22 protein-coding genes are annotated in these 24190 nt (G+C 60.3%); 11 read left to right on the forward strand and 11 right to left on the reverse strand.

Annotation, left to right across the window (positions count from 1 at the left end):
* Positions 1 to 4: 4 nt before the first annotated feature.
* Positions 5 to 1336, forward strand: a complete 1332-nt coding sequence (locus tag E0F99_RS04305) for a DUF58 domain-containing protein (protein ID WP_083356970.1) — start codon at positions 5 to 7, stop codon at positions 1334 to 1336.
* A gap of 88 nt (positions 1337 to 1424) precedes the next feature.
* Here E0F99_RS04305 and E0F99_RS04310 read toward each other — a convergent pair whose 3' ends face one another.
* Together E0F99_RS04310 and E0F99_RS04315 are read right to left on the reverse strand one after the other, a co-directional pair.
* Positions 1425 to 1784: a PilZ domain-containing protein gene (locus E0F99_RS04310; protein WP_083356969.1), complete on the reverse strand. Its 360-nt coding sequence runs from the start codon at positions 1782 to 1784 to the stop codon at positions 1425 to 1427.
* A 222-nt stretch (positions 1785 to 2006) separates the two neighbouring features.
* Positions 2007 to 2381, reverse strand: a complete 375-nt coding sequence (locus E0F99_RS04315; protein ID WP_083356968.1) for a tetratricopeptide repeat protein — start codon at positions 2379 to 2381, stop codon at positions 2007 to 2009.
* Positions 2382 to 2556: 175 nt separating this feature from the next.
* Here E0F99_RS04315 and pyk point away from each other — a divergent pair, with 175 nt between their 5' ends.
* Entirely contained in the window at positions 2557 to 4008 is a 1452-nt protein-coding gene (gene pyk / locus E0F99_RS04320) for a pyruvate kinase (RefSeq protein ID WP_083356967.1), read from the forward strand.
* A gap of 197 nt (positions 4009 to 4205) precedes the next feature.
* Here pyk and E0F99_RS04325 read toward each other — a convergent pair whose 3' ends face one another.
* On the reverse strand, positions 4206 to 4955 hold the full coding sequence (locus E0F99_RS04325) for an enoyl-CoA hydratase-related protein (RefSeq protein ID WP_083356966.1): 750 nt from the start codon (positions 4953 to 4955) through the stop codon (positions 4206 to 4208).
* A 30-nt stretch (positions 4956 to 4985) separates the two neighbouring features.
* Positions 4986 to 5918, reverse strand: a complete 933-nt coding sequence (locus tag E0F99_RS04330; protein ID WP_083356965.1) for an iron-sulfur-binding ferredoxin reductase — start codon at positions 5916 to 5918, stop codon at positions 4986 to 4988.
* Between the two features lie 219 nt (positions 5919 to 6137).
* Here E0F99_RS04330 and E0F99_RS04335 point away from each other — a divergent pair, with 219 nt between their 5' ends.
* From E0F99_RS04335 to E0F99_RS04350, 4 genes are all read left to right on the forward strand, one after another.
* The gene (locus tag E0F99_RS04335) at positions 6138 to 7661 is read left to right on the forward strand and encodes a fumarate hydratase (RefSeq protein WP_083356964.1); all 1524 of its coding nucleotides are present in this window, start codon (positions 6138 to 6140) and stop codon (positions 7659 to 7661) included.
* 155 nt (positions 7662 to 7816) lie between these two features.
* The gene (locus E0F99_RS04340) at positions 7817 to 9583 is read left to right on the forward strand and encodes an ATP-binding protein (protein WP_083356963.1); all 1767 of its coding nucleotides are present in this window, start codon (positions 7817 to 7819) and stop codon (positions 9581 to 9583) included.
* Positions 9577 to 10902 (forward strand): sigma-54-dependent transcriptional regulator, encoded by a 1326-nt coding sequence (locus tag E0F99_RS04345; protein WP_083356962.1) that lies wholly within the window; start codon positions 9577 to 9579, stop codon positions 10900 to 10902. The genes E0F99_RS04340 and E0F99_RS04345 overlap by 7 nt, the downstream gene beginning before the upstream one ends.
* Positions 10903 to 11134: 232 nt before the next feature.
* Positions 11135 to 12454, forward strand: coding sequence for an MFS transporter (locus tag E0F99_RS04350; protein WP_083356961.1), 1320 nt, complete (start codon positions 11135 to 11137; stop codon positions 12452 to 12454).
* A gap of 61 nt (positions 12455 to 12515) precedes the next feature.
* Here E0F99_RS04350 and E0F99_RS04355 read toward each other — a convergent pair whose 3' ends face one another.
* Positions 12516 to 13271: a COG4705 family protein gene (locus E0F99_RS04355; RefSeq protein WP_083356960.1), complete on the reverse strand. Its 756-nt coding sequence runs from the start codon at positions 13269 to 13271 to the stop codon at positions 12516 to 12518.
* A 194-nt stretch (positions 13272 to 13465) separates the two neighbouring features.
* On the opposite strand from E0F99_RS04355, the gene E0F99_RS04360 reads away from it, so the two are divergent.
* On the forward strand, positions 13466 to 14098 hold the full coding sequence (locus E0F99_RS04360; protein ID WP_083356959.1) for a flavin reductase family protein: 633 nt from the start codon (positions 13466 to 13468) through the stop codon (positions 14096 to 14098).
* Between the two features lie 59 nt (positions 14099 to 14157).
* Here E0F99_RS04360 and E0F99_RS04365 read toward each other — a convergent pair whose 3' ends face one another.
* A complete protein-coding gene (locus tag E0F99_RS04365) occupies positions 14158 to 14406 on the reverse strand; it encodes a hypothetical protein (protein WP_083356958.1) in 249 nt (82 codons plus the stop codon).
* A 43-nt stretch (positions 14407 to 14449) separates the two neighbouring features.
* The gene (locus E0F99_RS04370) at positions 14450 to 14791 is read right to left on the reverse strand and encodes an antibiotic biosynthesis monooxygenase family protein (protein WP_083356957.1); all 342 of its coding nucleotides are present in this window, start codon (positions 14789 to 14791) and stop codon (positions 14450 to 14452) included.
* 328 nt (positions 14792 to 15119) lie between these two features.
* On the opposite strand from E0F99_RS04370, the gene E0F99_RS04375 reads away from it, so the two are divergent.
* Positions 15120 to 16049, forward strand: coding sequence for an AraC family transcriptional regulator (locus tag E0F99_RS04375; protein ID WP_083356956.1), 930 nt, complete (start codon positions 15120 to 15122; stop codon positions 16047 to 16049).
* 116 nt (positions 16050 to 16165) lie between these two features.
* Here the strand turns inward: E0F99_RS04375 and E0F99_RS04380 are convergent, their stop codons facing one another.
* From E0F99_RS04380 to edd, 4 genes are all read right to left on the reverse strand, one after another.
* A complete protein-coding gene (locus E0F99_RS04380; protein ID WP_083356955.1) occupies positions 16166 to 17635 on the reverse strand; it encodes an ATP-binding protein in 1470 nt (489 codons plus the stop codon).
* Positions 17625 to 18359 (reverse strand): response regulator, encoded by a 735-nt coding sequence (locus tag E0F99_RS04385; protein ID WP_083356954.1) that lies wholly within the window; start codon positions 18357 to 18359, stop codon positions 17625 to 17627. The genes E0F99_RS04380 and E0F99_RS04385 overlap by 11 nt, the downstream gene beginning before the upstream one ends.
* 153 nt (positions 18360 to 18512) lie before the next feature.
* Positions 18513 to 19469: a glucokinase gene (locus tag E0F99_RS04390; RefSeq protein ID WP_083356953.1), complete on the reverse strand. Its 957-nt coding sequence runs from the start codon at positions 19467 to 19469 to the stop codon at positions 18513 to 18515.
* Positions 19466 to 21292 carry a phosphogluconate dehydratase gene (gene edd, locus E0F99_RS04395; RefSeq protein ID WP_083356952.1) on the reverse strand — a complete coding sequence of 609 codons (1827 nt, stop codon included), beginning with the start codon at positions 21290 to 21292 and terminating at the stop codon, positions 19466 to 19468. Before edd ends, E0F99_RS04390 begins: the two co-directional genes overlap by 4 nt.
* A gap of 221 nt (positions 21293 to 21513) precedes the next feature.
* Here edd and gap point away from each other — a divergent pair, with 221 nt between their 5' ends.
* The 3 genes from gap to E0F99_RS04410 all read left to right on the forward strand — a co-directional run bounded on the left by gap (position 21514) and on the right by E0F99_RS04410 (position 24164).
* Positions 21514 to 22515 (forward strand): type I glyceraldehyde-3-phosphate dehydrogenase, encoded by a 1002-nt coding sequence (gene gap / locus E0F99_RS04400; protein ID WP_083356951.1) that lies wholly within the window; start codon positions 21514 to 21516, stop codon positions 22513 to 22515.
* Between the two features lie 87 nt (positions 22516 to 22602).
* Positions 22603 to 23121, forward strand: a complete 519-nt coding sequence (locus tag E0F99_RS04405) for an RNA polymerase sigma factor (protein ID WP_083356950.1) — start codon at positions 22603 to 22605, stop codon at positions 23119 to 23121.
* Between the two features lie 74 nt (positions 23122 to 23195).
* Positions 23196 to 24164: a FecR family protein gene (locus E0F99_RS04410; protein WP_083356949.1), complete on the forward strand. Its 969-nt coding sequence runs from the start codon at positions 23196 to 23198 to the stop codon at positions 24162 to 24164.
* Positions 24165 to 24190 lie beyond the last annotated feature (26 nt).

Raw genomic sequence — 24190 nt, forward strand, 5'->3', positions numbered from 1 at the left:
GCCCATGAAGCCGACCCGACTGTTGTTGAGCTGGCTGGGTGCGCTACTGGGCCTGAATATCCTGCTCGGCGTCGCAGCGGCGTTGCAGTTAAAAGTGCCCGACACCTTGCATTCGGTGGCCTGGGGCCTGCTGCTGGCGCTGCTGTTACTCATGTTATTGGATGCCGCACGCTTGCGTCGCCGCCCCTCTGTGCACGTGCAGCGGCAGATGCCCGGCAGCCTGGCGCTCGGACGCTGGGGTGACGTTCGCCTGACCCTGGCCCACACCTACGCACAGCCACTGACCGTGCAGGTGTTCGATCACGTCCCAGATGGCCTGAGTCTGGAAAACCTGCCTCAGACCATCGAACTACGCCCTGGTGAACGCAGTGATCTCGGCTATCGACTACGCCCTCTACGCCGCGGGCACTTCCGTTTCAGCCGCTGTGAAATTCACCTGCCAAGCCCCTTCGGACTGTGGTCGGCACGACGCTTTATCGAGGTTGACGATACGACTCGCGTCTACCCGGACTTCGCTCGTTTATACGGTGCCCAGCTGCTGGGTGTGGATAACTGGCTGAGTCAACTGGGCGTGCAACAACGTCAGCGGCGGGGGTTGGGGCTGGAATTTCATCAACTACGTGAATTTCGCGAAGGCGACAGCCTGCGCCAGATCGACTGGAAGGCCACCGCACGACAACGTACGCCGATCGCCCGGGAATACCAGGATGAGCGAGACCAGCAAATTGTGTTCATGCTTGATTGCGGCCGACGCATGCGCAGCCAGGATGACGAATTAGCGCATTTTGACCATGCGCTCAACGCATGCCTGCTGCTCAGCTACGTTGCGCTGCGCCAGGGCGATGCCGTGGGTCTGTGCACCTTTGCCGGCGACCCGCCGCGTTACCTTGCACCGGTCAAGGGAAGTGGCCAGCTGAACCTGCTGCTCAATGCTGTGTATGACCTCGATACCACTCGGCGCACCGCCGACTACCAGGCTGCCGCCAGCCAACTGCTGGCTCGGCAAAAACGTCGGGCCCTGGTGATTGTGGTCACTAATCTGCGGGATGAGGACGATGAAGCACTGGTGACGGCCGTCAAGCGTATGAGTCGACAGCACCGGGTACTGGTGGCCAGCCTGCGCGAAGAGGTTCTCGACCAACTGCGCCAAGCCCCCGTACAAACCTTGCCCGACGCTCTGGTTTATAGCGGTACGGTGAACTACCTCAATACTCGAAATGAACTCCACGAGCGCCTGAGCGCGCAGGGGTTGTCCGTATTGGATACGTCGCCGTCGCAGTTGGGAGCCGCCTTGGTTACGCGCTATTTGAGCTGGAAGAAAGCCGGCGTTTTCTGAAACAAACGCTCTGGCAAAAGGGCTCTAAAAACGAATGTACGACCGAGTTCGGGTAACAACCCCGAACCGAGCCGACACTGCACAGCGTTTAGGCGGATGCCTGTAATGGATCGAAACTGAAGTAATTCAACAGGGCCGTGATCAGTTGCCCGTACTCTTCGCCGGCCTGAATCACATTGAACCCGGAGTCATAATGCTGAGGGTTGATATCCTCACGGCTCCACAAACAGGTCGCTGTGAGGTCAATAGTTTGGAGCTCGCCGTCCGGCCCAGGAATTTTCAGGCGCAACTCGAAGTCCACGTCGACCATCAAAGGCAACTGGCTGATCAACATCAGCCCGCCCGCGGAAACATTGCCCAGAAAGCCAATAGGTTTGTCGGTAAGGCGATTGAACACCTGCAGGAAGCAATGTAATTGGTGCCGTTCGATCCGTCGGTGGGTAAACATGTGAGATTGCCATCCAATGGCCATGCTTTGGCCGTGCCAGTGATTCGGAACAAGCCAATGGCTCGCTCTCCCTGGATCTCGGTGTGACGGTACATCGCTATAGTCACTCGTACAGCTGCCGAATCCGGGCCTCGCATTCGTTCGAATAGAAACTTGTACAAACGAACATCCAAAGGATAGTCCAAGACTGGCGACCGGCCAGCTATAACATGACAAATTTCATTACAAAGACGCTGGACGTGGCTGTGCAGCACTGGCGCCGGGGTAATGCCCCAACTGATGCAGGGTGTCGAGCCGGGCGCGAGCGCGGTATGCGTACTCGCTTGTTGGGTATTGGCTGATGATGAACTGATAGGTTTGTACGGCATCAACGAACAATTTCTGCCGTTCCAGGCATTGGCCGCGCAACATCGACACCTCCGGTTGCACATATCGACGAGTGCGGCTCTCGCGGTCGACCTGGGACAACTCCAAGGTGACGCGCTCGCAATCACCCACCCCATAGGCGCGGTAAGCGTTGTTCAAATGGTGGTCCATTGACCAGCGGGTACAGCCGACAACACTGACGGCCAAGGCAGCAACGAGCAAAATTCGCATGAGGGTTCTCCTGTCTTGAGCAGTGTATCGACCCCTCGTCGAAAATCTTCAAGGATGTTCGTCTATTCAACCGCAGCAAAAACAAGCCAATCGTCGATAAGTAGTGCAAACGAACAATGACTACAACGAAAGAGCATAGTAGCCTTCTCCAGCGCTTGAACTCAGGAGTCTGTGCATGTCCGTCCGTCGTACCAAAATCGTCGCCACCCTTGGCCCGGCCAGCAACTCGCCGGAAGTCCTCGAACAGCTGATTCTGGCTGGTTTGGACGTTGCCCGTCTGAACTTCTCCCACGGCACCCCCGACGAGCACAAGGCTCGAGCCAAGCTGGTGCGTGACCTGGCCGCCAAGCACGGCCGCTTCGTGGCACTGCTGGGTGACCTGCAAGGCCCGAAAATCCGTATCGCCAAATTCGCCAACAAGCGGATCGAGCTGAAGATCGGTGACACGTTCACCTTCTCCACCAGCCATTCGCTGACCGAAGGAAATCAGCAAGTCGTGGGTATCGATTACCCGGACCTGGTAAAAGACTGCGGCGTCGGCGATGAGCTGCTGCTCGATGACGGCCGCGTGGTCATGCGCGTCGACACCGCCACCCCGACGGAGCTGAACTGCACCGTGATCATCGGTGGCCCGCTGTCCGACCACAAAGGCATCAACCGTCGCGGTGGCGGCCTGACGGCACCGGCCCTGACTGAAAAAGACAAAGCCGACATCAAGCTCGCCGCCGAAATGGAAGTGGACTACCTCGCCGTGTCCTTCCCGCGCGACGCTGCCGACATGGAATACGCCCGTAAACTGCGCGACGAAGCCGGTGGCACCGCCTGGCTGGTGGCGAAGATCGAACGTGCCGAAGCCGTGGCCAATGACGAAACCCTCGACGGCCTGATCAAGGCTTCCGACGCCGTGATGGTTGCCCGTGGCGACCTGGGCGTGGAAATCGGTGACGCCGAGCTGATCGGTATCCAGAAGAAGATCATCCTGCACGCACGCCGTCACAACAAAGCGGTCATCGTGGCGACCCAGATGATGGAGTCGATGATCCAGAACCCGATGCCGACCCGCGCTGAAGTGTCCGACGTGGCCAACGCCGTGCTCGACTACACCGACGCCGTGATGCTTTCGGCTGAAAGTGCTGCCGGTCCTTACCCGCTGGAAGCCGTTCAGGCCATGGCGCGTATCTGCGTCGGTGCCGAAAAGCACCCGACCAGCAAGACCTCCAGCCACCGCATCGGCAAAGTGTTCGAAAGCTGCGACCAGAGCATTGCGCTGGCGGCCATGTACACCGCCAACCACTTCCCGGGCGTCAAAGCGATCATCGCCCTGACCGAAAGTGGCTACACGCCGTTGATCATGTCGCGTATCCGTTCTTCGGTGCCGATCTACGCGTTCTCCCCGCACCGCGAAACCCAGGCCCGCGCGGCCATGTTCCGTGGCGTGTACACCGTACCCTTCGACCCGGCTTCGCTGCCGCCGCATGAAGTCAGCCAAGCTGCCATCGACGAGCTGATCAAGCGCGGCGTGGTGGAAAAAGGCGACTGGGTCATCCTGACCAAGGGCGACAGCTACCACACCATCGGTGGCACCAACGGCATGAAGATCCTGCACGTTGGCGACCCAATGGTCTGAGTGGCACGCTGAAACACAAAAGCCCCGCCATGTGAATGGCGGGGCTTTTTGCATTTCAATGCTAGCGGTTGTGTTGGCCTCAATGGCCTCTTCGCGAGCAAGCCCGCTCCTACATTTGACCGCGTACATCCTGAACAAACACGGTGGAATGTGGGAGCGGGCTTGCTCGCGAAGACGTCCGAACAATCAACAAAAAACTATCGCCTGGTGATAAATCCCGACAACGCCGCAATCGCCTCCGGTGATTTCAGGCGCTGGACAAACAAGGCGCCCTCCTCCTCAATCACCCGCCGCAGCTGCTCCCGATCGACACTCTTCATCAATTGCTTGGTCACCTGCACCGCCCCGGGCGCCAGTGTTTCAAAACGCTCAGCCACTTCCCGTGCCTTGGCCAACGCCGCCTCACCATTGCCCAACGCCTCAGTGGCAATGCCCCACGCTGCCGCCTGCTCACCGGTAAAGCCCTCTCCTAACAGCAACAACTCAGCGGCTTTGGCATGCCCCAATAAACGCGGCAGGATCAGGCTGGAACCAAACTCCGGACACAGCCCCAAGTTGACGAATGGCATGCGCAAGCGCGCATCGCGGCTAACATAGACCAGGTCGCAATGCACCAGCAGCGTCGTACCAATGCCCACCGCCGCGCCAGCCACAGCGGCAATCACCGGTTTGCGGCAATTGAGCAGGCTTTTCATAAAGTGAAACGGTGGGCTGTCGAGGTCGCTGGGCGGTTGTTCGAGAAAATCGCCGATATCATTGCCGGCGGTAAAACACTCACTGCTGCCCTGAATCAGCACGGCGCGGATATCTACATCCGCATCGGCCTGCTCCAACGCTTCGGCCATTTGGGTGTACATGGCGCGAGTCAGGGCGTTTTTCTTGTCGGGGCGGTTGAGCTGCAAGGTCAGCAGCCCGCGTTCGCGTTGCAGCACAATAGCGTCGGTCATGGTGAATCTCGCGGCTGTAGAGTTCAGCGCTCAACCACGGGGCAGGAACACATCGGCCAGCAGTTGATTACGCGGCAATCCCGCCAGGAACAAGCGTTTGGAAAACGCTTCGACGCTGGTAGGGTGCCCGCAGAGTAAGGCCAGAGTTTGCCGCGAAACAAGCCGCAGTTGCGCCAATGCCTGGGTCAACTCAGCCGCCGTCCACAGCTCCACGGTCAGGTTCGGATGCTGCGCAGCCAACTGCGCCAAGGGCTCGGCCAGGTAATGCGCGTCGGCATCGTGAGCCAGGTGAATCACCCGAATAGCACCCTGGTGATCCTGGCGCAACGCCTCGCGCAGCACGCCCCATAACGGCCCAAGACCCGTACCCGACGCCAGTAGCCATAGCGGCCGCGCTTGCCAGTCGAGGTCGTATTGCAACGCCCCGCCTCGCAATTCGCCCAGGCGCAGGCCGTCTCCCACGTGCAACTGTCGGGCAATATCACTGAACTCACCGGGTTGGCGGCAATCGAGGTGAAACTCCAGAAACGGATCTTCCTGGGGCAGACTCGCCAGCGAATAGGGCCGCGCCACCTGGCCCGCCCACAGCACCAGATGCTGCCCAGCGCGATAACGCACACCACGCTCCGGTTCAAGACGCAGGCGCAGCACATTCACACTCAACCAGTCGGCGCCCACCACCGTGGCCGGCAAACCGTCACGCAGCGGGTCGAACGTTTCGACCTGCACATCCCCGCGTACCTGGCACTGGCAAGCCAGGCGCCAGCCGTCCTGACGTTGCGCCGGGCTCAGGGCGTCGGGTTGCTTGTCCTCGACCTCACCTCGGCAACGCACCAGGCACGCATGGCAACTGCCCGCCCGGCAACTGTAAGGCACGGCCACACCCGCCCGATTCAGGGCATCGAGCAAGTTGCTGCCGGTGGCTACCGACCAGTGGCGTTCGCCGACGTGCAGTTCAGGCATATAAGGTCTCAATCAGAAAGGCTGCGTACAGGGAATCATGCCCGACAGCGTTTGACCATAGTCGGGTGTATCAGCCACCGCGTCGGGTTATACTGCCGCGCCTTTTTAGCGTCGCGCCTGCACCATACGGCGTGCCTTGGAAAGGTGGACTCAGCCGACCGATGCACCCCACTGAGCCACCTTTAATGAATGTTCCCGTCTTATAGAGGAGCGCGACTCATGACCGTGATCAAGCAAGACGACCTGATTCAGAGCGTTGCCGACGCCCTGCAATTCATTTCCTACTACCACCCCGTTGACTTCATCCAAGCGATGCACGAAGCCTACCTGCGCGAAGAATCGCCAGCAGCCCGTGACTCCATCGCGCAGATCCTGATCAACTCGCGCATGTGCGCCACCGGCCATCGCCCGATCTGTCAGGACACCGGTATCGTTACCGTGTTCGTGCGTGTGGGCATGGATGTACGCTGGGACGGCGCCACCATGAGCCTGGATGACATGATCAACCAGGGCGTGCGCCAGGCTTACAATCTGCCGGAAAACGTCCTGCGTGCATCGATTCTCGCCGACCCTGCAGGCGCGCGTAAAAACACCAAGGACAACACCCCGGCCGTGATCCACTACTCCATCGTTGCGGGTAACACCGTGGAAGTGGACGTGGCGGCCAAGGGCGGCGGCTCCGAGAACAAGTCGAAAATGGCCATGCTCAACCCGTCCGACTCGATCGTCGACTGGGTGCTCAAGACGGTTCCGACCATGGGCGCTGGCTGGTGCCCACCGGGCATGCTCGGCATCGGCATCGGCGGCACCGCCGAGAAAGCCGCCGTGATGGCCAAGGAAGTGTTGATGGAGTCCATCGACATCCACGAGCTGAAAAAGCGTGGCCCTTCCAACCGCATCGAAGAGATGCGCCTGGAGCTGTTCGAGAAGGTCAACAGACTGGGCATCGGCGCCCAGGGCCTGGGTGGCCTGACCACCGTGCTCGACGTGAAGATCATGGACTACCCAACCCACGCCGCCTCGCTGCCGGTGTGCATGATCCCCAACTGCGCCGCCACCCGTCACGCACACTTCGTGCTCGACGGTTCGGGCCCGGCGTCGCTGCAAGCGCCACCGTTGGACGCCTACCCGGAGATCGTCTGGGAAGCCGGCCCGTCGGCCCGTCGCGTCAACCTCGACACCCTGACCCCGGAAGACGTGCAGAGCTGGAAGCCGGGCGAAACCGTATTGCTTAACGGCAAGATGCTCACCGGCCGCGATGCTGCGCACAAGCGCATGGTCGAGATGCTGAACAAGGGTGAAACCTTGCCGGTGGACCTCAAAGGGCGCTTCATCTACTACGTCGGCCCGGTTGATCCGGTGCGCGAAGAAGTGGTTGGCCCGGCTGGCCCGACCACCGCCACGCGGATGGACAAGTTCACCCGTCAGATCCTCGAGCAAACCGGCCTGTTGGGCATGATCGGTAAATCCGAGCGCGGCCCGACTGCGATCGAAGCGATCAAAGACCACAAAGCCGTGTACCTGATGGCCGTGGGCGGCGCCGCTTACCTGGTGGCGCAAGCCATCAAGAAGTCGCGCGTTGTCGCGTTCGCCGAACTGGGTATGGAAGCAATCTACGAGTTCGACGTGAAAGACATGCCGGTCACCGTTGCGGTGGACAGCAAGGGCGAATCCGTCCACATCACCGGTCCTGCCATCTGGCAGAAAAAGATCAGTGAAAGCCTGGCGGTAGAAGTGCAGTAAGCACCTCACTGCAAGGATAAAGGCGACTGCGGCTTCTGGCCCAGTCGCCTTTTTTATGGCCTGCCGATTGCCACAAAAAGCCCGGTTGCCAGGCCACAAGATCCAAGCAGTGCATGCTATGGTGCTCACCCCTCACCGTGCCTGTTCATCACCGTATGATCGTGATCCCTCGCCCTCTGCGTCTGACCTTTTACTCGTTGTTGATCATCGCGGGCGCGGTGCTGGCCGCTGCCCTGGCCACGCGCCATGCCGAACGCCAAGCCTTGGTGGACGACGCCGCGCGCGCCAATCAGCAACTGGCGCTGTATGCCAATTCCCTACACACCCTGATCGAACGCTACCGTGCCCTGCCCGCCGTATTGGCGCTGGACTCGGAAATGATCAGCGCCTTGAAAGGCCCGCTCGACGCCACCACTCAGGACCTGCTCAACCGCAAACTGGAGCGCATCAACGGCGCCGCGCAGTCCTCCACTCTGGAGCTGATGAACCGCACCGGTCTGGCCGTGGCCGCCAGTAACTGGAACCTCCCGAGCAGTTATGTCGGGCACAACTACGCGTTTCGCCCTTATTTCAGCCAGACCCTGAGCCAGGGCACCGGGCGTTTTTATGCGGTGGGCGTGACCACCGGGATCCCCGGTTACTTCCTCTCCAGCGCAGTGGTCGATGAACATGAACAGTTCCTCGGCGCCATGGTCGTGAAGCTCGAATTCCCCGAACTTGAGCGCGAGTGGGCCCAGGGCAACGACCTGCTGCTGGTCAGCGATGCGCGCGGCATCGTGTTTATCGCCAACCAGCCGGGCTGGCGTTACCGCAACCTGCGCCCGCTGTCGGCCAGTGACCTCGCCGACCTCGAGGCCACCCGCCAATACGACAAAAAACAATTGCAGCCGCTGGGCATACAAACGTTGCAGCGCTTTGACGAAAACAGCCACCTGATGCGCGTCAACGGTCCCGACGGCAGCGCCAATTACATCTGGGAATCGCTGCCGCTCAAGGCCGAAGGCTGGACCTTGCACCTGCTGCGCAAACCGCAGTTCGCCTTTGAAGACCAACGCAACGCCGGCCTTGCCGCCGCCGGTTCCTGGCTGGCGCTGGTATTCCTGGTGCTGTTCCTGACCCAACGCTGGCGCCTGGCCCGTTTGCGTCAACGCAGCCGCGAAGAACTTGAACAGCTTGTCGAGGAGCGCACCCAGGCGCTGCGTACAGCCCAGGATGGCTTGGTGCAATCGGCTAAATTAGCGGCACTGGGGCAGATGTCCGCCGCCCTCGCCCATGAAATCAACCAGCCGCTGACCGCCCAACGCATGCAGTTGGCGACCCTGCGCCTGCTGCTGGACCACGGCCGCGTAGACGACGCCTACAAGGCCCTCACACCGTTGGACGACATGCTCACGCGCATGGCCGCACTCACCGGCCACCTCAAGACCTTCGCGCGCAAAAGCCCCAGCGGCCTGCGCGAAAAGCTGGACCTGGCCACCGTGGTCGATCAATCCCTGCACTTGCTCGACGCGCGCCTGCGCGACGAAGCCATCGGCGTGGTGCTGGACCTGACCCGTCCGGCCTGGGTGCGTGGCGATGCCATCCGCCTGGAACAGGTGCTGATCAACCTGCTGCGCAACGCCCTCGACGCGATGGCTGACAAGCCGCGCAAACGCCTGGAAATCCGCCTGCACGCCGATCAACAGCTGTGGCAGTTGACCGTCAGCGACAGCGGCGGCGGGATTGCCGAGGAACACTTGAACAGCGTGTTCGACCCGTTTTTTACCACCAAGCCCGTGGGCGACGGCCTCGGCCTTGGGCTGGCGGTGTCCTACGCTATCGTGCACGAACTGGGCGGGCGCCTGCTCGCCGGTAACCGTGGCGATGGCGCGGTATTTACCCTGACCTTGCCGATTGCGCTGGAGACGCCCGACCTATGTTGAACGCAGTGATTGTGGTCGATGACGAAGCCAGCATCCGTACAGCCGTCGAACAATGGTTGAGCCTGTCAGGGTTTGACGTGCAGTTGTTCAGTCGCGCCGAGGAATGCCTGGCGAACCTGCCCAAGGACTTTCCCGGGGTGATCTTGAGCGACGTGCGCATGCCCGGCCTCAGCGGCCTGGAACTGCTGGCCGAAGTGCAGCGCCGCGATGCCGACTTGCCAGTGATCCTGCTCACCGGCCACGGCGACGTGCCGATGGCGGTAGACGCCATGCGAGACGGGGCCTACGACTTTTTGGAAAAACCCTTCAGCCCTGACGCCTTGCTCAACGGCCTGCGTCGCGCCTTGGACAAACGTGGGCTGATTTTGGAGAACCGTCGCCTGCACCAACAAGCCGATCATCGGGCGCAGCTGGAATCCAGCCTGCTGGGCGTGTCCCGCGGTTTGCAGAATTTGCGCCGCCAGGTGCTCGACTTGGCCAGCTTGCCGGTCAATGTGTTGATCCGTGGCGAGACCGGCAGTGGTAAAGAGCTGGTCGCGCGCTGCCTGCATGATTTTGGCCCGCGCGCGAAAAAACCGTTTGTTGCGCTCAACTGCGCCGCCATCCCCGAGCAGCTGTTTGAAGCCGAACTGTTCGGCCACGAAAGCGGCGCGTTCACCGGCGCCCAGGGCAAACGCATCGGCAAGCTGGAATACGCTCACGGCGGCACGCTGTTCCTGGATGAAATCGAAAGTATGCCCTTGGCGCAACAAGTGAAACTGCTGCGTGTGTTGCAGGAGCAGAAGCTGGAGCGGCTGGGTTCCAACCAAAGCATTCACGTGGATCTGCGCATCATCGCCGCCACCAAGCCGGACCTGCTGGAAGAGGCCCGCGCCGGACGGTTTCGCGAAGATTTGGCTTATCGCCTGAACGTCGCGCAACTGCGCCTGCCGCCGTTGCGCGAGCGCCGCGAAGATATTCCGCTGTTGTTCGACCACTTTGCCCACAGCGCCGCCGAGCGGCTGGGCCGTAGGGCCGAACCCTTGAGCGGCGCGCAACTGGGGCGGCTGCTCAGCCATGATTGGCCAGGCAACGTGCGTGAGCTGGCTAACGTTGCCGAACGCCAAGTGCTGGGCCTGGGTGAACCGGAGCCGGAAGGTATCGAAGCGGGGCAATCGTTGGCGGCGCAGCAGGAGGCCTTTGAAGCGCATTGCCTGAAAGCCGCGCTGGTTCGGCATAAGGGCGATATCAAGGCGGTGTTGGCCGAGTTGCAACTGCCGCGTCGCACGTTGAATGAAAAGATGCAGCGGCATGGGTTGGTGCGGGATACGTTTTTGTAGGCCAGTTTTTGTGTTGCTTTGGCAGACGCCATCGCAGGCAAGCCTGCGATGAGGCCAGTAGCCATAAGCGGATTTCCGCTCACCACCTTCAAACCATCAGCAACTTTCCGCTCAAAACCATTCTGAAACCCTTCTAAACCGGGCCTTCATCTACTTGGCACAGCTCCTGCTATAGCCGAACCAGGCAGCGTTCGCGCCGCTCCACAAAAACAATTAGATGAAGGATCCTTCAATGGATAACTCCAACACCTTGCCTCTGGGGTCGGCGGCTGCGCCGGCAAAAGAACGCACGACGTCCAGCCGGATCAAATCGATCTTCAGCGGCTCCGTCGGCAACATGGTCGAGTGGTATGACTGGTACGTCTACGCCGCCTTCTCGCTGTACTTCGCCAAAGCCTTCTTCCCCGCCGGTTCCTCCACCGCCCAGTTGATGAACACCGCCGCCATCTTCGCCGTGGGCTTCATCATGCGCCCAATCGGTGGCTGGCTGATGGGCCTGTACGCTGACTACAAAGGCCGCAAGGCCGCGCTGATGGCCTCGGTATTGCTGATGTGCTTCGGCTCCCTGCTGATCGCATTGACACCGGGTTACGACACCATCGGTATTGGCGCACCGATCCTGCTGGTGTTTGCACGCTTGCTGCAAGGCCTGTCGGTTGGCGGCGAGTACGGCACCTCGGCCACCTACCTGAGTGAAATGGCGACCAAGGAACGTCGCGGTTTCTTCTCCAGCTTCCAGTACGTGACCCTCATCTCCGGCCAACTCATCGCCCTGGCCGTCTTGATCGTGCTGCAACAAACCCTGACCACCGAACAGCTGTATGCCTGGGGCTGGCGCATCCCGTTCGCCATCGGCGCGCTGTGCGCAGTGGTTGCGCTGTTCCTGCGTCGTGGCATGGAAGAGACCGAGTCGTTCACCAAAAAGGAAAAAGCCAAGGAAAGCGCCATGCGCACCTTGATGCGTCACCCCAAAGAAGTGCTGACCGTAGTCGGCCTGACCATGGGCGGCACCCTGGCGTTCTACACCTACACCACCTACATGCAGAAATACCTGGTGAACACCGTCGGCATGAGCATTTCCGACTCCACCACCATTTCGGCCGCAACGCTGTTTCTGTTCATGTGCCTGCAACCCCTGGTCGGCGGGCTGTCCGACAAAGTCGGCCGGCGGCCGATTCTGATCGCCTTCGGCATCCTCGGCACCTTGTTCACCGTGCCGATCCTCACCACCCTGCACACCATCCAAAGCTGGTGGGGTGCGTTCTTCCTGATCATGGCGGCGCTGATCATCGTCAGCGGCTATACCTCGATCAACGCGGTGGTAAAAGCTGAGCTGTTCCCTACGGAAATTCGCGCGCTGGGCGTGGGCCTGCCGTATGCACTCACCGTGTCGATCTTCGGCGGCACCGCTGAATATATCGCGCTGTGGTTCAAGAGCATTGGGATGGAAACCGGTTACTACTGGTATGTGACGGCGTGTATTGCGGTGTCTCTGCTGGTTTACGTGACCATGAAAGACACGCGCAAGCATTCGCGGATTACCACGGACTAAAAAGTGTGGGAGCGGGCTTGCTCGCTCCCACATTTCGTTCTTTAGCGTTTCCAAAAAAGCGTCATGTCAGCTCTATGGACTGCTGACGCCCATACCGACGTCGCGCATACGACGCCCCGGCAATCATCACTACCAGCACCGCAGCCAACACCGCCGATGAACCCATAGTGCCGAAATCCAGCCCGCCCTTTTCATGGGGCTTGGTGAGGAAGTCGCCCAAGGTTGCGCCAAACGGTCGGGTCAACACAAACGCCACCCAGAACAACAGCACCGACGATATTTGGGTGAAGTATTTAAGGGCAACCACCACGGCGATGGCCGAGCCGATCAGCAACGCACCGCCGGCAAAGCCCAACCCGGAATCGTCCGCCAGGAAGTCGCCCAACGCGGTGCCCAAGGTGTTGGAGAACAGAATCGCCATCCAGTAAAACAACTCGCCCCGCAAGGTCTGCACCTTGTTCACGTTCAGCGAATCGCCGCTGAGGTGCCACAAGGCAAAGATGATCATCAGGATCACGACCAGGATCATCGACCCGGTGGCATAACCCAAGCCCAGCGTACGGTCCATAAAGTCCGACATGGTGGTGCCAGCCGTGCTGGTGGACAAAATCACGACCCAGTACAGCACCGGGTTATAGGTTTTCGACCAGAGTTGGGTCACCAGGGTGACGAGAAACACGCTGATCAGAATCATCGAACTGATGGCGTAGCCGACATTCAATGTCATCGACAACAAATCCCCGGCGGTTTCGCCCAAGGTCGTTGCGCAGATTTTCATGACCCAGAACGCTAGGGTGATCTGAGGAAGTTTGTTCATGGTGCAGAAGGCTCCGAAGCTCAGTCGTTCATTGGGCCGACTTATAGGGGGTGTCGACCTGGCGCGCAGACTGAACGGGAGGCTGTGAAAAATAGGTGGGCAATCAATGAAAATTCCATATAGCCAATGGAAATTCGCGGTTATGGATTGCACTATGGCTGCCTCACAGACCCCCACAGCAGGAACCCCGGCCCATGTCTGACGATATCCATTTCTACGAACCCGCCAACGGCCACGGCCTGCCCCACGACCCGTTCAATGCCATCGTCGGCCCACGGCCGATTGGCTGGATTTCTTCCCACGACAGCCAAGGCCGCCTGAACCTGGCGCCCTACAGCTTCTTCAATGCGTTCAACTACATTCCACCGATCATTGGGTTTTCCAGTGTCGGGCGCAAAGACAGCCTGAACAACATCGAACACACCGGCGAGTTTGTGTGGAACCTGGCCACTCGCCCGTTGGCCGAGCAGATGAACCAGAGTTGCGCGGCGGTATCGCCAGAGGTCAACGAGTTCGAGCTGGCCGGCCTCACGCCGGTGGCGTCGAAAATCGTCGGCGCGCCGCGCGTGGGCGAGAGCCCGGTGTCGTTCGAGTGCAAGGTGACGCAGATCATTCAGTTGCAGAGGGCCGACAAGGAATGGGTGCCGAGCTGGCTGGTGTTGGGCGAGGTGGTCGCGGTGCACATTGCCAAGTGGCTGCTCAAGGATGGGGTCTACGACACCGCCGCCGCCGAGCCGATCTTACGCGGTGGTGGGCCAGCGGATTACTTCCAGTTGGGGCCCGAGTCGCTATTCAAGATGTATCGCCCAGGCGCCACTCAGCGCTGATTGGCACGCAAAAAAATGTGGGAGGGGGCTTGCTCCCACATTTGGCTCATCGGTGTTGTTTAGTTAGCGGCAGATACCCAAGTCAGCTGCCCTTCTTCGTCCACATCGACCAGCCGCTCCAGTTGCGCGGCAGCCGCATCGTCGGCGTCGTCAGCGGTCTTGAATGTGTGTCCATCTAGGATCTTGTGAAACTTTGGGGCGCCCATGCCATCCAGTGCCTTGACGGCGATGGCAGCGCTGTAGCCACCCTCTTCTTCACGCACCAAGGCGGAAACGGCTTCGTGGTGGGCAAACTCTTTACGTGCCATGTTACAAGTCCTGGCCAATGGGAAAGTCGGCCATTCTAAAGCACTAACCGGCCAGTTGCAGGTACTCGCCGAAGGCATGCGCTGCGGATGCATCGGTGAAGGTCTGGAAGTCCATGCTGCGGACCACCCCGTCGTTTAACAGCTCGGTAAAGATCATCAGGGCTGGCGAACTGAAGTAGGCGCTCATCGCCTGCTCGCTGCTCCAGAAGCCCGATACCAGCCATACATCAGGGTCGACCTGAGAGTGCTGCAACGAGAATTGCAGGCAACCCTGAGCCTGACGGCCCGGTTCGATCAAACAGCTCAAGCGTGCACCGAGTTCGGTGCTGCACCCGGTGCGGGCACGGATAAAGGCCATATGGCTCGCGGGAATGGGGGTGGACATGTTCGACTCTCCCGTTGAGAAGTGATGCTCGGCAAGCACTGTGAGGGCGTGTTGCCACAGGATCAAAGATAGCGGCGCGGGTATGGGCGCGGTTAGTCAATTCCTGCAGGCTTATTGCACAATCCTGCGAGAAGCGTGGATAAGACGTTTGAGCCCCAGGGTTTATTCCACGCCCATGCTCAGCGTTTCGGGGCGATGACAAGCCCCGTACTTGCCTGATTCACGACTTATCGCAGGATCAGGCAAGGATTGTGCAGAATCGACGTAACACCTTTTCAAAAGCCGCCGCTAAGCTTGGCCCATTAAAGAAGCTTGTAGAGGACGCACCATGTCGTCGCCGGAACTTGAGCCCATGCCCCTCGATGCCGAGATGGAAAAACAGCGCGCCGAACTGGCGAGCATTGTGCACCGACATACGTGGGAAGATGGCTCGTACGGCACGGCAATCACCTCGCTGTTCCTGAATCGCCACAACACACCACGCGACTTTATGCCGGTGCTGGTGGAGCCCGCGCTGTGCATCCTCGCCAGCGGCAGCAAGGAAGTACGCCTGGCCGACGAAATCTTTGCCTACGACCCGCTCAATTATTTGGTGTTTTCAGTCGCGATGCCGGTGGCCGGACGGATCATCGAAGCCACTGCGCAAGACCCCAACCTGTCGGTGCGCATCAATATCGACCCGGCACAGCTGACTGCACTGATCGCCGAAGCCGGCCCGATGGGCGTGCCGTCGCGCCCGACCTCGCGTGGCATGTACGTCGACCGCATCGACACCCAACTGCTCGATGCCGTGCTGCGCCTGGCGCGCCTGCTGGACACGCCCAAAGACATCGGCATGCTGGCGCCGTTGATCAATCGCGAGATCCTCTATCGGTTATTACGTGGCCCGCAGGGCTACCGGCTGTACGAAATCGCTGTGGCCAACAGTCAGAGCCATCGAGTGAGCCAGGCGATCAAGTGGTTGAACGGTAATTATGAACAGCCGCTGCGCATTGATGACCTGGCCAAGGAAGTGAACCTCAGCGTCTCGACGTTGCACCATCGCTTCAAGGCGATCACCGCCATGAGCCCGCTGCAATACCAGAAGCAGTTGCGCTTGCAGGAGGCGCGGCGGCTGATGATTGCCGAAGGCCTGGAGGCCTCGGCGGCGGGGTATCGGGTGGGGTATGAAAGCCCGTCGCAGTTCAGCCGGGAGTACAGCCGATTGTTTGGAGCGCCACCGCTGAGAGATTTGGCCCGGTTGCGCCAGAGCATCTGACCCACTGCAATTAATATTGTGTGTGGCTTGCCTGCGATGGCGGTGTATCCGTTAACCATGCACTGGCTGGCCCGCCGCTATCGCAGGCAAGCCCACACATTTGATCGGTGGTTTTTTTAGTCCAGGGTCCGGGGCAACTGCAGCGTCACCCGCAAACCACCCTCGCGCAGGTTCTGCAAACTCACTTCGCCGCCATGGCTGTGGGCGATGTTACGTGCGATACCCAAGCCCAGGCCATAACCCTGCTGCTGGCCGGCCAAACGAAAATGCGGTTCAAACACTTGCTCCAGCCGCTGCTCCGGTACGCCAGGCCCTTCGTCATCCACGTGCAGGATAAATTCCGCGCCATCGTCTTCGATGTGCAAATGCGCGTTCTGCCCATACTTCAACGCGTTGTCGATCAGGTTACCGATGCAACGCTTGAGCGCCAGCGGCTTGCCCGCATACGGCACCAATGCTCGACCGTCCTGAGTGATGCGGCCATTGCCATTGGGCGCCAGGTACGGTTCCACCAGGCAATCGAGCACGTGGTTGAGGTCGACCGGCTCGATGTTTTCGTGGATGTCGGTGTCTTTCACGCATTGCAGCGCGCCCTTTACCAGTAACTCCAACTCGTCCAGGTCGCGGCCGAACTTGGCTTGCAGGTTCTCATCTTCGAGCAGTTCCACGCGCAGGCGCAGACGGGTGATCGGCGTGCGCAAATCGTGGGAAATCGCGCTGAACAACTGGCTGCGTTCGGTCAGGTAACGGCTGATGCGTTCGCGCATGGCATTGAACGCTCGGCCCACTTCCACCACTTCACTGCCGCCGCCTTCGGCCACCGGCTCAACGTCGGCGCCCAACGACATGTCCCGCGCCGCCCGCGCCAGGCGCTTGAGCGGCCGGCTTTGCCAGTGCACCAGCAGGCCGATAAACAGCAGCAGGAAGCCGCTGGTCAGCACGATGAACCACACCTGTTGCGAGGGCAGGCCTTGTTCTTCAAGGCTGGTGTAGGGCTCGGGCAACAGTGAGGCGATGTACAGCCATTCGCCCGGCGCCAGCTGGATCTGCGTGACCAGCACCGGCGGGTTGACCGGCTCCAGGGTCAGCGCGTAATGCGCCCAGGAGCGCGGCAGTTCATCGAGCTTCAAACCGGCGTTGAAAATACGCAGGTCCTCGGCACTGACGAATTCCACCGAGATATGCACGTCGCCGCCCAGGGTCTGGCGCAGCACTTCGTCTACCGCTTGCAGCACCGCCTGCTTGCGCGGGGTCTGGGGCAATATCTGCATGTCCAAAGGACGGTCATTGAGGGTCACCACAAAACGCGTGCCGCCCATGCTACGTAATTGATCCAGCACTAACGGGCGATAGGCCACTGGCAGCGAACGGAAATAACTCACGCTGGCCGTCATCGAGTGCGCCAGGCTGCGGGCGGCGGTGACCAAGCCTTCAAGCTGGGTGGCGCGCAATTGCGAAACCCAAATCACGCTGGACAACGCCTGGGCGAACAGCACCGCGAGCAAGGTCAGCAGCAGCATCCGCCCCAGCAGCGAGCGCGGCACAGGAAAACGGCGGCGGCGTTCTGTCACAGGCTCAGTGGGCATTGCCGGCAACCACGCTGGCTGCCAGCTGATAACCACTGCCGCGTACGGTGCGGATCAGCCGTGGCGGTTTTTCGGTGTCGCGCAGGCGTTGACGCAAGCGGCTCACGGCCATGTCGACGATACGGTCCAGCGGCATCAGGTCGCGGCCACGGGTGGCGTTGCCGATAGTGTCGCGGTCGAGAATTTGTTGCGGGTGATCGAGGAACAGTTTGAGCAGGGCAAAGTCGGCACCGGAGAGAATCACCTCTTCGCCATCAACGTGAAACAAGCGATGGCTGACCATGTCCAGGCGCCACTCATCGAACACCCACACGTCGCCGCCGCTGCTGCGTTCCTGGCCAAACTGGGCACGGCGCAGCAGGGCTTTGATTCGCGCTTGCAGCTCGCGCGGGCTGAATGGCTTGCCGATGTAATCGTCGGCGCCCAGTTCCAGGCCGATCACGCGGTCGGTTTCGTCGGAGCTGGCGGTGAGCATGATGATCGGCACCTGCGCTTGGCGAGGGTGCTGGCGAATCCAGCGACAGAGGCTGAAACCGTCTTCGTCGGGCAACATCACATCGAGGATGACCAGGTCACACGGCGCCTCGTTCATCGCTTGACGGAACCCCGCGCCATCCGGCACGCCACGGACTTGGAAGCCGGCGCGACTGAGGTAGGTTTGCAGCAATTCGCGGATTTCCTGGTCATCGTCGACGAGGAGAATCGATTTACTGATTACGCTCACGGGGTCCTCCTTGTTGTTATGGCCAAGCTTAAGTCATTTGTTGCCCTTGAGGCGCTATCGCGGGCAAGCCCACTCCCACATTTGAAGTCTATTTTTGAGAAGGAATGCATTCTCTTGTGGGAGCTGGCCTGCCTGCGAGAGCGCCATCAGCACCTATGCAAAAGCCTGCTCCAGTGCAACGCCAGCCCCGGTCAACCCGGAATACGGCGCGGTCACCAACCACACCGGAATGCCTTTGAAGTAGTCGCTCATGCAGCCTTTGTCGCTGAAGCTCCTAGCAAAACCGCTGCTGATAAAGAAGTCGGCAAACCGTGGAATCACCCCACCCACGATATACACACCGCCCCGACCACCGGTGGTCAGCACGTTATTACCGGCTACCCGGCCCAGCCAGATGCTGAACTGGTTCAACACTTCCATCGCCACCGGGTCGCCGGCCAGACCTGCCGCCGTAATAGCTTCGGGCGTGTCCAGCACCGGTGTATGCCCGTCGACCGCACAGATCGCGCGGTACACACGCGGCAAGCCACCGCCGCTCAACGCTGTTTCGGCGCTGACGTGGCCGATCTCAGTGTAGATGTGCTGCCACAGCTGGGTTTCACGCGGGCTGCTCAGCGGCAGGTCGACATGCCCGCCCTCCCCCGGCAGCGCTGCGAAGCGGCCGCCCCCAAAATTCAGCAAGGTGCCGACGCCCAAGCCGGTGCCCGGGCCGATCACCACGGCTGGACGCATCGGTTCCGGCGTGCCTTCGCAGACCACGCGAAATTCGTCGGGTTTGAGGCGGGTCATGCCCAATGCCATGGCCGTGAAGTCATTGACCAGCAGCAGCTCATCGACCTGCAAGGTTGTGCAGAATGCAGTTTTGCTCAGGCGCCAGTGATTGTTGGTGAATTTGAATTCATCGCCACTCACCGGCCCGGCGACCGACAGGCACACCGCGCCGATGTCGCCGATCTGCAGGCCTTCTTCCTTGAGGTAGACCTTGATGGCCTCCTCAGGGCTAGAGTGATCTGCGGTGGCATGCACGCGGATCGAATGCAGCTCCTGATCTCGCCACAACGCAAAACGGGCGTTGGTACCCCCAATATCACCGACCAGCGCAAGCTTCACTTAAGCGTCTCCAAGGCAGAGGTAAAGGCGCTGGCGCCTTGCTCTGCGGAGCTTGCGGCCAAGCGCATAAATGCAAACAGCTCACGCCCGGCCCCCACGTTATTGCCCAACAGGCCCGTGGCAGGCGTGCGCGCTGCAAACTCTTCGGCGTCCACCTTAAGCTCCAAGGTGCCTTTCACGCCATCCACGCGAATGATATCGCCATCTTTGACCCGTGCCAGCGGCCCGCCGCTCTGGGCTTCGGGGTTGACATGAATCGCGGCGGGGATCTTACCCGACGCGCCAGACATACGCCCATCTGTCACCAGCGCCACTTTGAAGCCACGGTCCTGCAATACACCGAGGAACGGCGTCATCTTGTGCAGTTCCGGCATGCCGTTGGAGCGCGGGCCCTGGAAGCGCATCACCGCGACAAAGTCTTTTTCCAGCTGGCCGGCCTTGAACGCATCGGCCAGATCCTGCTGATCCTGGAACACCACCGCCGGTGCTTCAACGATCTGATGCTCCGGGGCCACGGCGGAAACTTTCATCACGCCACGGCCGAGGTTGCCTTCCATTACGCGCAAGCCGCCTTCCGCCGAGAACGCACGGGCCACGGGGCGCAGGATGGTTTCATCAAGGCTTTCGATCGGGCCGTCGCGCCAGATCAGCTCGCCGTCGACCAGGAACGGCTCCTGGGTGTAACGGCTAAGGCCCTTGCCTGCCACGGTGTTGACGTCTTCGTGGAGCAAGCCGGCTTCGAGCAGTTCACGGATCAGGAACGACATGCCGCCCGCTGCCTGGAAGTGGTTGATGTCAGCCTTGCCGTTTGGATACACGTGGGACAAGGTCGGCACCACCTCGGAGAGGTCGGCCATGTCCTGCCAGGTGAGAATGATGCCTGCCGACATGGCGATCGCCGGCATGTGCAGCGTGTGGTTGGTGGAACCGCCGGTGGCATTAAGGGCGACGATGGAATTGACGATGGATTTCTCGTCGACGATCTCGCCGATCGGCGTGAAGTTGCCGTTGGCCTTGGTCAGGCGCGTGACCTGATGCGCAGCTTCGCGGGTCAGCGCATCACGCAGCGGCGTGTACGGGTTGACGAACGAGGCGCCCGGCAAGTGCAGGCCCATCACTTCCATCAGCAACTGGTTGGTGTTGGCGGTGCCATAGAAGGTGCAGGTGCCGGGGCTGTGATAGGACTTCATCTCCGATTCCAGCAGTTCCTCGCGAGTGGCCTTGCCTTCAGCGTAACGCTGGCGCACGTCGGCCTTCTGCTTGTTGGAGATGCCCGAGGGCATTGGGCCGCCGGGTACGAAGATCATCGGCAGGTGGCCGTAGCGCAAGGCGCCCATCATCAGGCCCGGCACGATCTTGTCGCAGATGCCCAGCATCAGCGCCCCATCGAACATGTTGTGGGACAGTGCTACCGCCGTTGACATGGCGATGACTTCACGGCTGAGCAGGCTCAGCTCCATGCCGGGTTCGCCTTGGGTCACGCCGTCGCACATGGCGGGCGTGCCGCCAGCGAACTGGCCGACCGAGCCGACTTCACGCAGGGCTTTTTTAATCTGTTCAGGGAAATGTTCGTACGGCTGGTGCGCCGAGAGCATGTCGTTATATGACGAAACAATTGCCACGTTGGCGGCATTCATCATGCGCAGGCTATTTTTATCTTCAGTGCCACAACCGGCTACGCCGTGGGCAAAGTTGGCGCATTGCAGCTTACCGCGCATCGGGCCATCGCTGGCTGCGCCGCGAATGAGCGCAAGGTAAGCCTCGCGGGTTGCACGACTGCGGGCGATAAGCCGTTCGGTGACCTCAATAACGCGGGGATGCATGTGTAGAACTCCAGGCTAACGGATGTGGCGACCTTCGTTCCTATGCTGATCAAACGCCCGCAGCTCATGGGATGGCAGGGTGTCGTTTGAATCATCGGACCAGTTGATTCAGGTCACTCGTTGTAGATTGAACAAAATATTGCCACTAAAAAGGCTTGTTTTCTATTTTTATGCGAATAATCTTGTAATTCTTACAACAAATCGACGACAGGCACCTTCCAATGACTCTTCGTATCGCAATCAATGGTTTTGGCCGTATCGGCCGTAATGTCCTGCGCGCACTGTATACCCAAGGCTATCGCCAGGATTTGCAGATCGTCGCCATCAATGATCTGGGCGACAGTTCGATCAATGCCCACCTGCTCAAATACGACACCGTACACGGTACTTTCGAAGCAGAGGTTGCCCACGACCAGGAAAGCCTGACCGTCAATGGTGACCGGATCGCCGTGAGTGCCATTCGCAACCCGGCCGACCTGCCGTGGGCTGCGCACAAGATCGACGTGGTGTTTGAATGCACCGGCCTGTTCACCGACCGTGACAAGGCTGCCGCCCACATTACCGCTGGCGCGCGCAAGGTAATCATCTCGGCCCCGGCCAAAGGCGCCGATGCCACCGTGGTTTACGGTGTGAACCATGACATCCTGCGTCAATCCCATCAGATCATCTCCAACGCTTCGTGCACCACCAACTGCCTGGCACCGGTCGCCCAAGTGCTGCACCGCGAGTTGGGCATTGAAAACGGCTTGATGACCACCATTCACGCCTACACCAACGACCAGAACCTGACCGACGTCTACCACACCGACCCGTACCGCGCGCGCTCGGCTACCCAGAACATGATCCCGAGCAAGACCGGCGCCGCAGAAGCGGTCGGCCTGGTGCTGCCGGAACTGGCGGGCAAGCTGACTGGCATGGCGGTGCGTGTACCGGTGATCAACGTGTCGCTGGTCGACCTCACCGTAGAGCTGAAAAAAGAAGCCACGGCCGAGCAAGTCAATGCACTGCTCAAGGAAGCCAGCCAGCATTCGAAAATTCTCGGCTACAACACCCTGCCGCTGGTTTCCAGTGACTTCAACCATAACCCGCTATCGTCGATCTTCGATGCCAATCACACCAAAGTTAGCGGCAAATTGCTGAAAGTACTCGCCTGGTACGACAACGAGTGGGGCTTCTCCAACCGTATGTTGGATAATTGCCTGGCGCTGTGTAACGCCGAGTAAGCAAATGATTGGCTCACAGCAATAGCCACTTGCCATTTGAGTTGATGATAAGCATTATCATTAACTGCATATCGGTCTGGTATCACTGTGAGCCAATCTCGCTTCAACCACGTCTTTCTCACCCAGCGGGTGATTCTGCTACGCACCTTGCAGCGGATGGTGAATAACCCCAGCACCGCCGAGGACCTGTTGCAGGAAACCTACCTGCGCGTCACCCGGGCCCTCAGCGAGCGGCCGATTGATCACCTCGAACCCTTCGTTTACCAAACTGCGCGTAACTTGGCGCTGGACCACCTGCGTTCGCGTCGTATTCAAGCCCGCACGCTGCAGGAAGATGTTCCACTGGACGTGCTGCAAAGCGTCCCTGCCTCCATCAGCACACCCGAGGACGCAACCCAGGCCGAACAGTTGCTCGAACACCTGAGTGTCAGCCTCGGCCAGTTGAGCGCCCGCCAACAGCAGATTTTCATCCTCAGCCGCCTGCACGGTTGCAGCTATCAGGAGATTGCCGATCAGTTGCAAGTGTCCTTGAGCACCGTGCAAAAGGAACTGAAATTGATCATGGCCATCTGTGTAGGTGTGGCCGAACGTCTGGATCAGCCTTAAGCTTCACCCGACAGAGGTATCGATCCAGGCTGCAGGAAAGATGAACAGAACGTGGCGAAGACCCGAGGAACACCGTGACGGCCCCGAATAAACTGCGTCCCCATGAGCTGGCTCATGAGGTGTTGCAAGACACGGCTATGGACCAGGCCCTCGACTGGCTGATCGCCTTGCAGTGCCCGCAACCCGGGCAGCAAGCCGAGTTCGACGCCTGGCTGGCCAGCGACCCGGCGCACCTGCTCGCCTTCAACAAGGCCCAGGCCGCGTGGGGTGGCGCGCCAGTACACAGCGCCGCCGTGGCCCTGGCGGCGCCGCGTAAACCGAGCGCCTGGCGCCGGATCAAACCGCATTGGAAACCGTTGGCCACCGCTGCCGTGCTGCTGATCAGCCTGTTCAGCTTCAGCAGCCTGCCCGTGCGCCTGCAAGCCGACCACCTCACCGTCGTCGGTGAACGCCAACGCCTTCAACTGGACGATGGCTCCAAAGTACTGTTGAACACCAACTCGGCGTTTTCCAGCAGCATCAAGGACCACCAGCGCATCGCTCGCCTGTATCAAGGCGAGGCTTTTTTCGAAATAGCCCCCAACCGTGGCCTGCCGCTGGAGATCGACGCCGGCCCGGTGCGCGCCAGCGTGCGCGACACCGACTTCGCCGTGCGCTACCTCAATGGCGAGGCCCAAGTGCAGGTGCAGCGCGGCAATGTCGACCTGAGCAACACCTTCGACGATGCCCGCGTGCGCCTGCGCGCTGGTGAGAGCATCCGTATCGGCCCCAGAGGCTTTGGCCAACCCGCCAAACTGGATGTGAGCAAAGACCTGGCGTGGGTCCAGGGCCGGCTAGTGTTTGAAAACTGCCCGATGAGTGAAGTGCTGGCCGAGTTGCGCCGCTATTACCCGGGCTGGATCGTCAACACCAACGACAAGCTCGCCAGCACAGCCGTCACCGGCAACTACCGCCTCGACCAGCCGCTGGACGTGGTGCGCTCACTGGCGCATATCACCTCGGCCAAGCTTTCGGAATACCCGGCGCTGGTCATCCTGAACTAAATGAGAATTATTTTTACTCGATGTTA

The organism is Pseudomonas antarctica (genome assembly GCF_900624995.1).
Taxonomy (GTDB): Bacteria; Pseudomonadota; Gammaproteobacteria; order Pseudomonadales; family Pseudomonadaceae; genus Aquipseudomonas; species Aquipseudomonas antarctica.

Excerpts from the sequence above, each read along its gene's own strand:
- E0F99_RS04305 (WP_083356970.1), top strand. The coding sequence starts at position 5 with ATGAAGCCGACCCGACTGTTGTTGAGCTGGCTGGGTGCGCTACTGGGC.
- E0F99_RS04310 (WP_083356969.1), bottom strand. The coding sequence starts at position 1,784 with ATGTTTACCCACCGACGGATCGAACGGCACCAATTACATTGCTTCCTG.
- E0F99_RS04315 (WP_083356968.1), bottom strand. The coding sequence starts at position 2,381 with ATGCGAATTTTGCTCGTTGCTGCCTTGGCCGTCAGTGTTGTCGGCTGT.
- pyk (WP_083356967.1), top strand. The coding sequence starts at position 2,557 with ATGTCCGTCCGTCGTACCAAAATCGTCGCCACCCTTGGCCCGGCCAGC.
- E0F99_RS04325 (WP_083356966.1), bottom strand. The coding sequence starts at position 4,955 with ATGACCGACGCTATTGTGCTGCAACGCGAACGCGGGCTGCTGACCTTG.
- E0F99_RS04330 (WP_083356965.1), bottom strand. The coding sequence starts at position 5,918 with ATGCCTGAACTGCACGTCGGCGAACGCCACTGGTCGGTAGCCACCGGC.
- E0F99_RS04335 (WP_083356964.1), top strand. The coding sequence starts at position 6,138 with ATGACCGTGATCAAGCAAGACGACCTGATTCAGAGCGTTGCCGACGCC.
- E0F99_RS04340 (WP_083356963.1), top strand. The coding sequence starts at position 7,817 with ATGATCGTGATCCCTCGCCCTCTGCGTCTGACCTTTTACTCGTTGTTG.
- E0F99_RS04345 (WP_083356962.1), top strand. The coding sequence starts at position 9,577 with ATGTTGAACGCAGTGATTGTGGTCGATGACGAAGCCAGCATCCGTACA.
- E0F99_RS04350 (WP_083356961.1), top strand. The coding sequence starts at position 11,135 with ATGGATAACTCCAACACCTTGCCTCTGGGGTCGGCGGCTGCGCCGGCA.
- E0F99_RS04355 (WP_083356960.1), bottom strand. The coding sequence starts at position 13,271 with ATGAACAAACTTCCTCAGATCACCCTAGCGTTCTGGGTCATGAAAATC.
- E0F99_RS04360 (WP_083356959.1), top strand. The coding sequence starts at position 13,466 with ATGTCTGACGATATCCATTTCTACGAACCCGCCAACGGCCACGGCCTG.
- E0F99_RS04365 (WP_083356958.1), bottom strand. The coding sequence starts at position 14,406 with ATGGCACGTAAAGAGTTTGCCCACCACGAAGCCGTTTCCGCCTTGGTG.
- E0F99_RS04370 (WP_083356957.1), bottom strand. The coding sequence starts at position 14,791 with ATGTCCACCCCCATTCCCGCGAGCCATATGGCCTTTATCCGTGCCCGC.
- E0F99_RS04375 (WP_083356956.1), top strand. The coding sequence starts at position 15,120 with ATGTCGTCGCCGGAACTTGAGCCCATGCCCCTCGATGCCGAGATGGAA.
- E0F99_RS04380 (WP_083356955.1), bottom strand. The coding sequence starts at position 17,635 with ATGCCCACTGAGCCTGTGACAGAACGCCGCCGCCGTTTTCCTGTGCCG.
- edd (WP_083356952.1), bottom strand. The coding sequence starts at position 21,292 with ATGCATCCCCGCGTTATTGAGGTCACCGAACGGCTTATCGCCCGCAGT.
- gap (WP_083356951.1), top strand. The coding sequence starts at position 21,514 with ATGACTCTTCGTATCGCAATCAATGGTTTTGGCCGTATCGGCCGTAAT.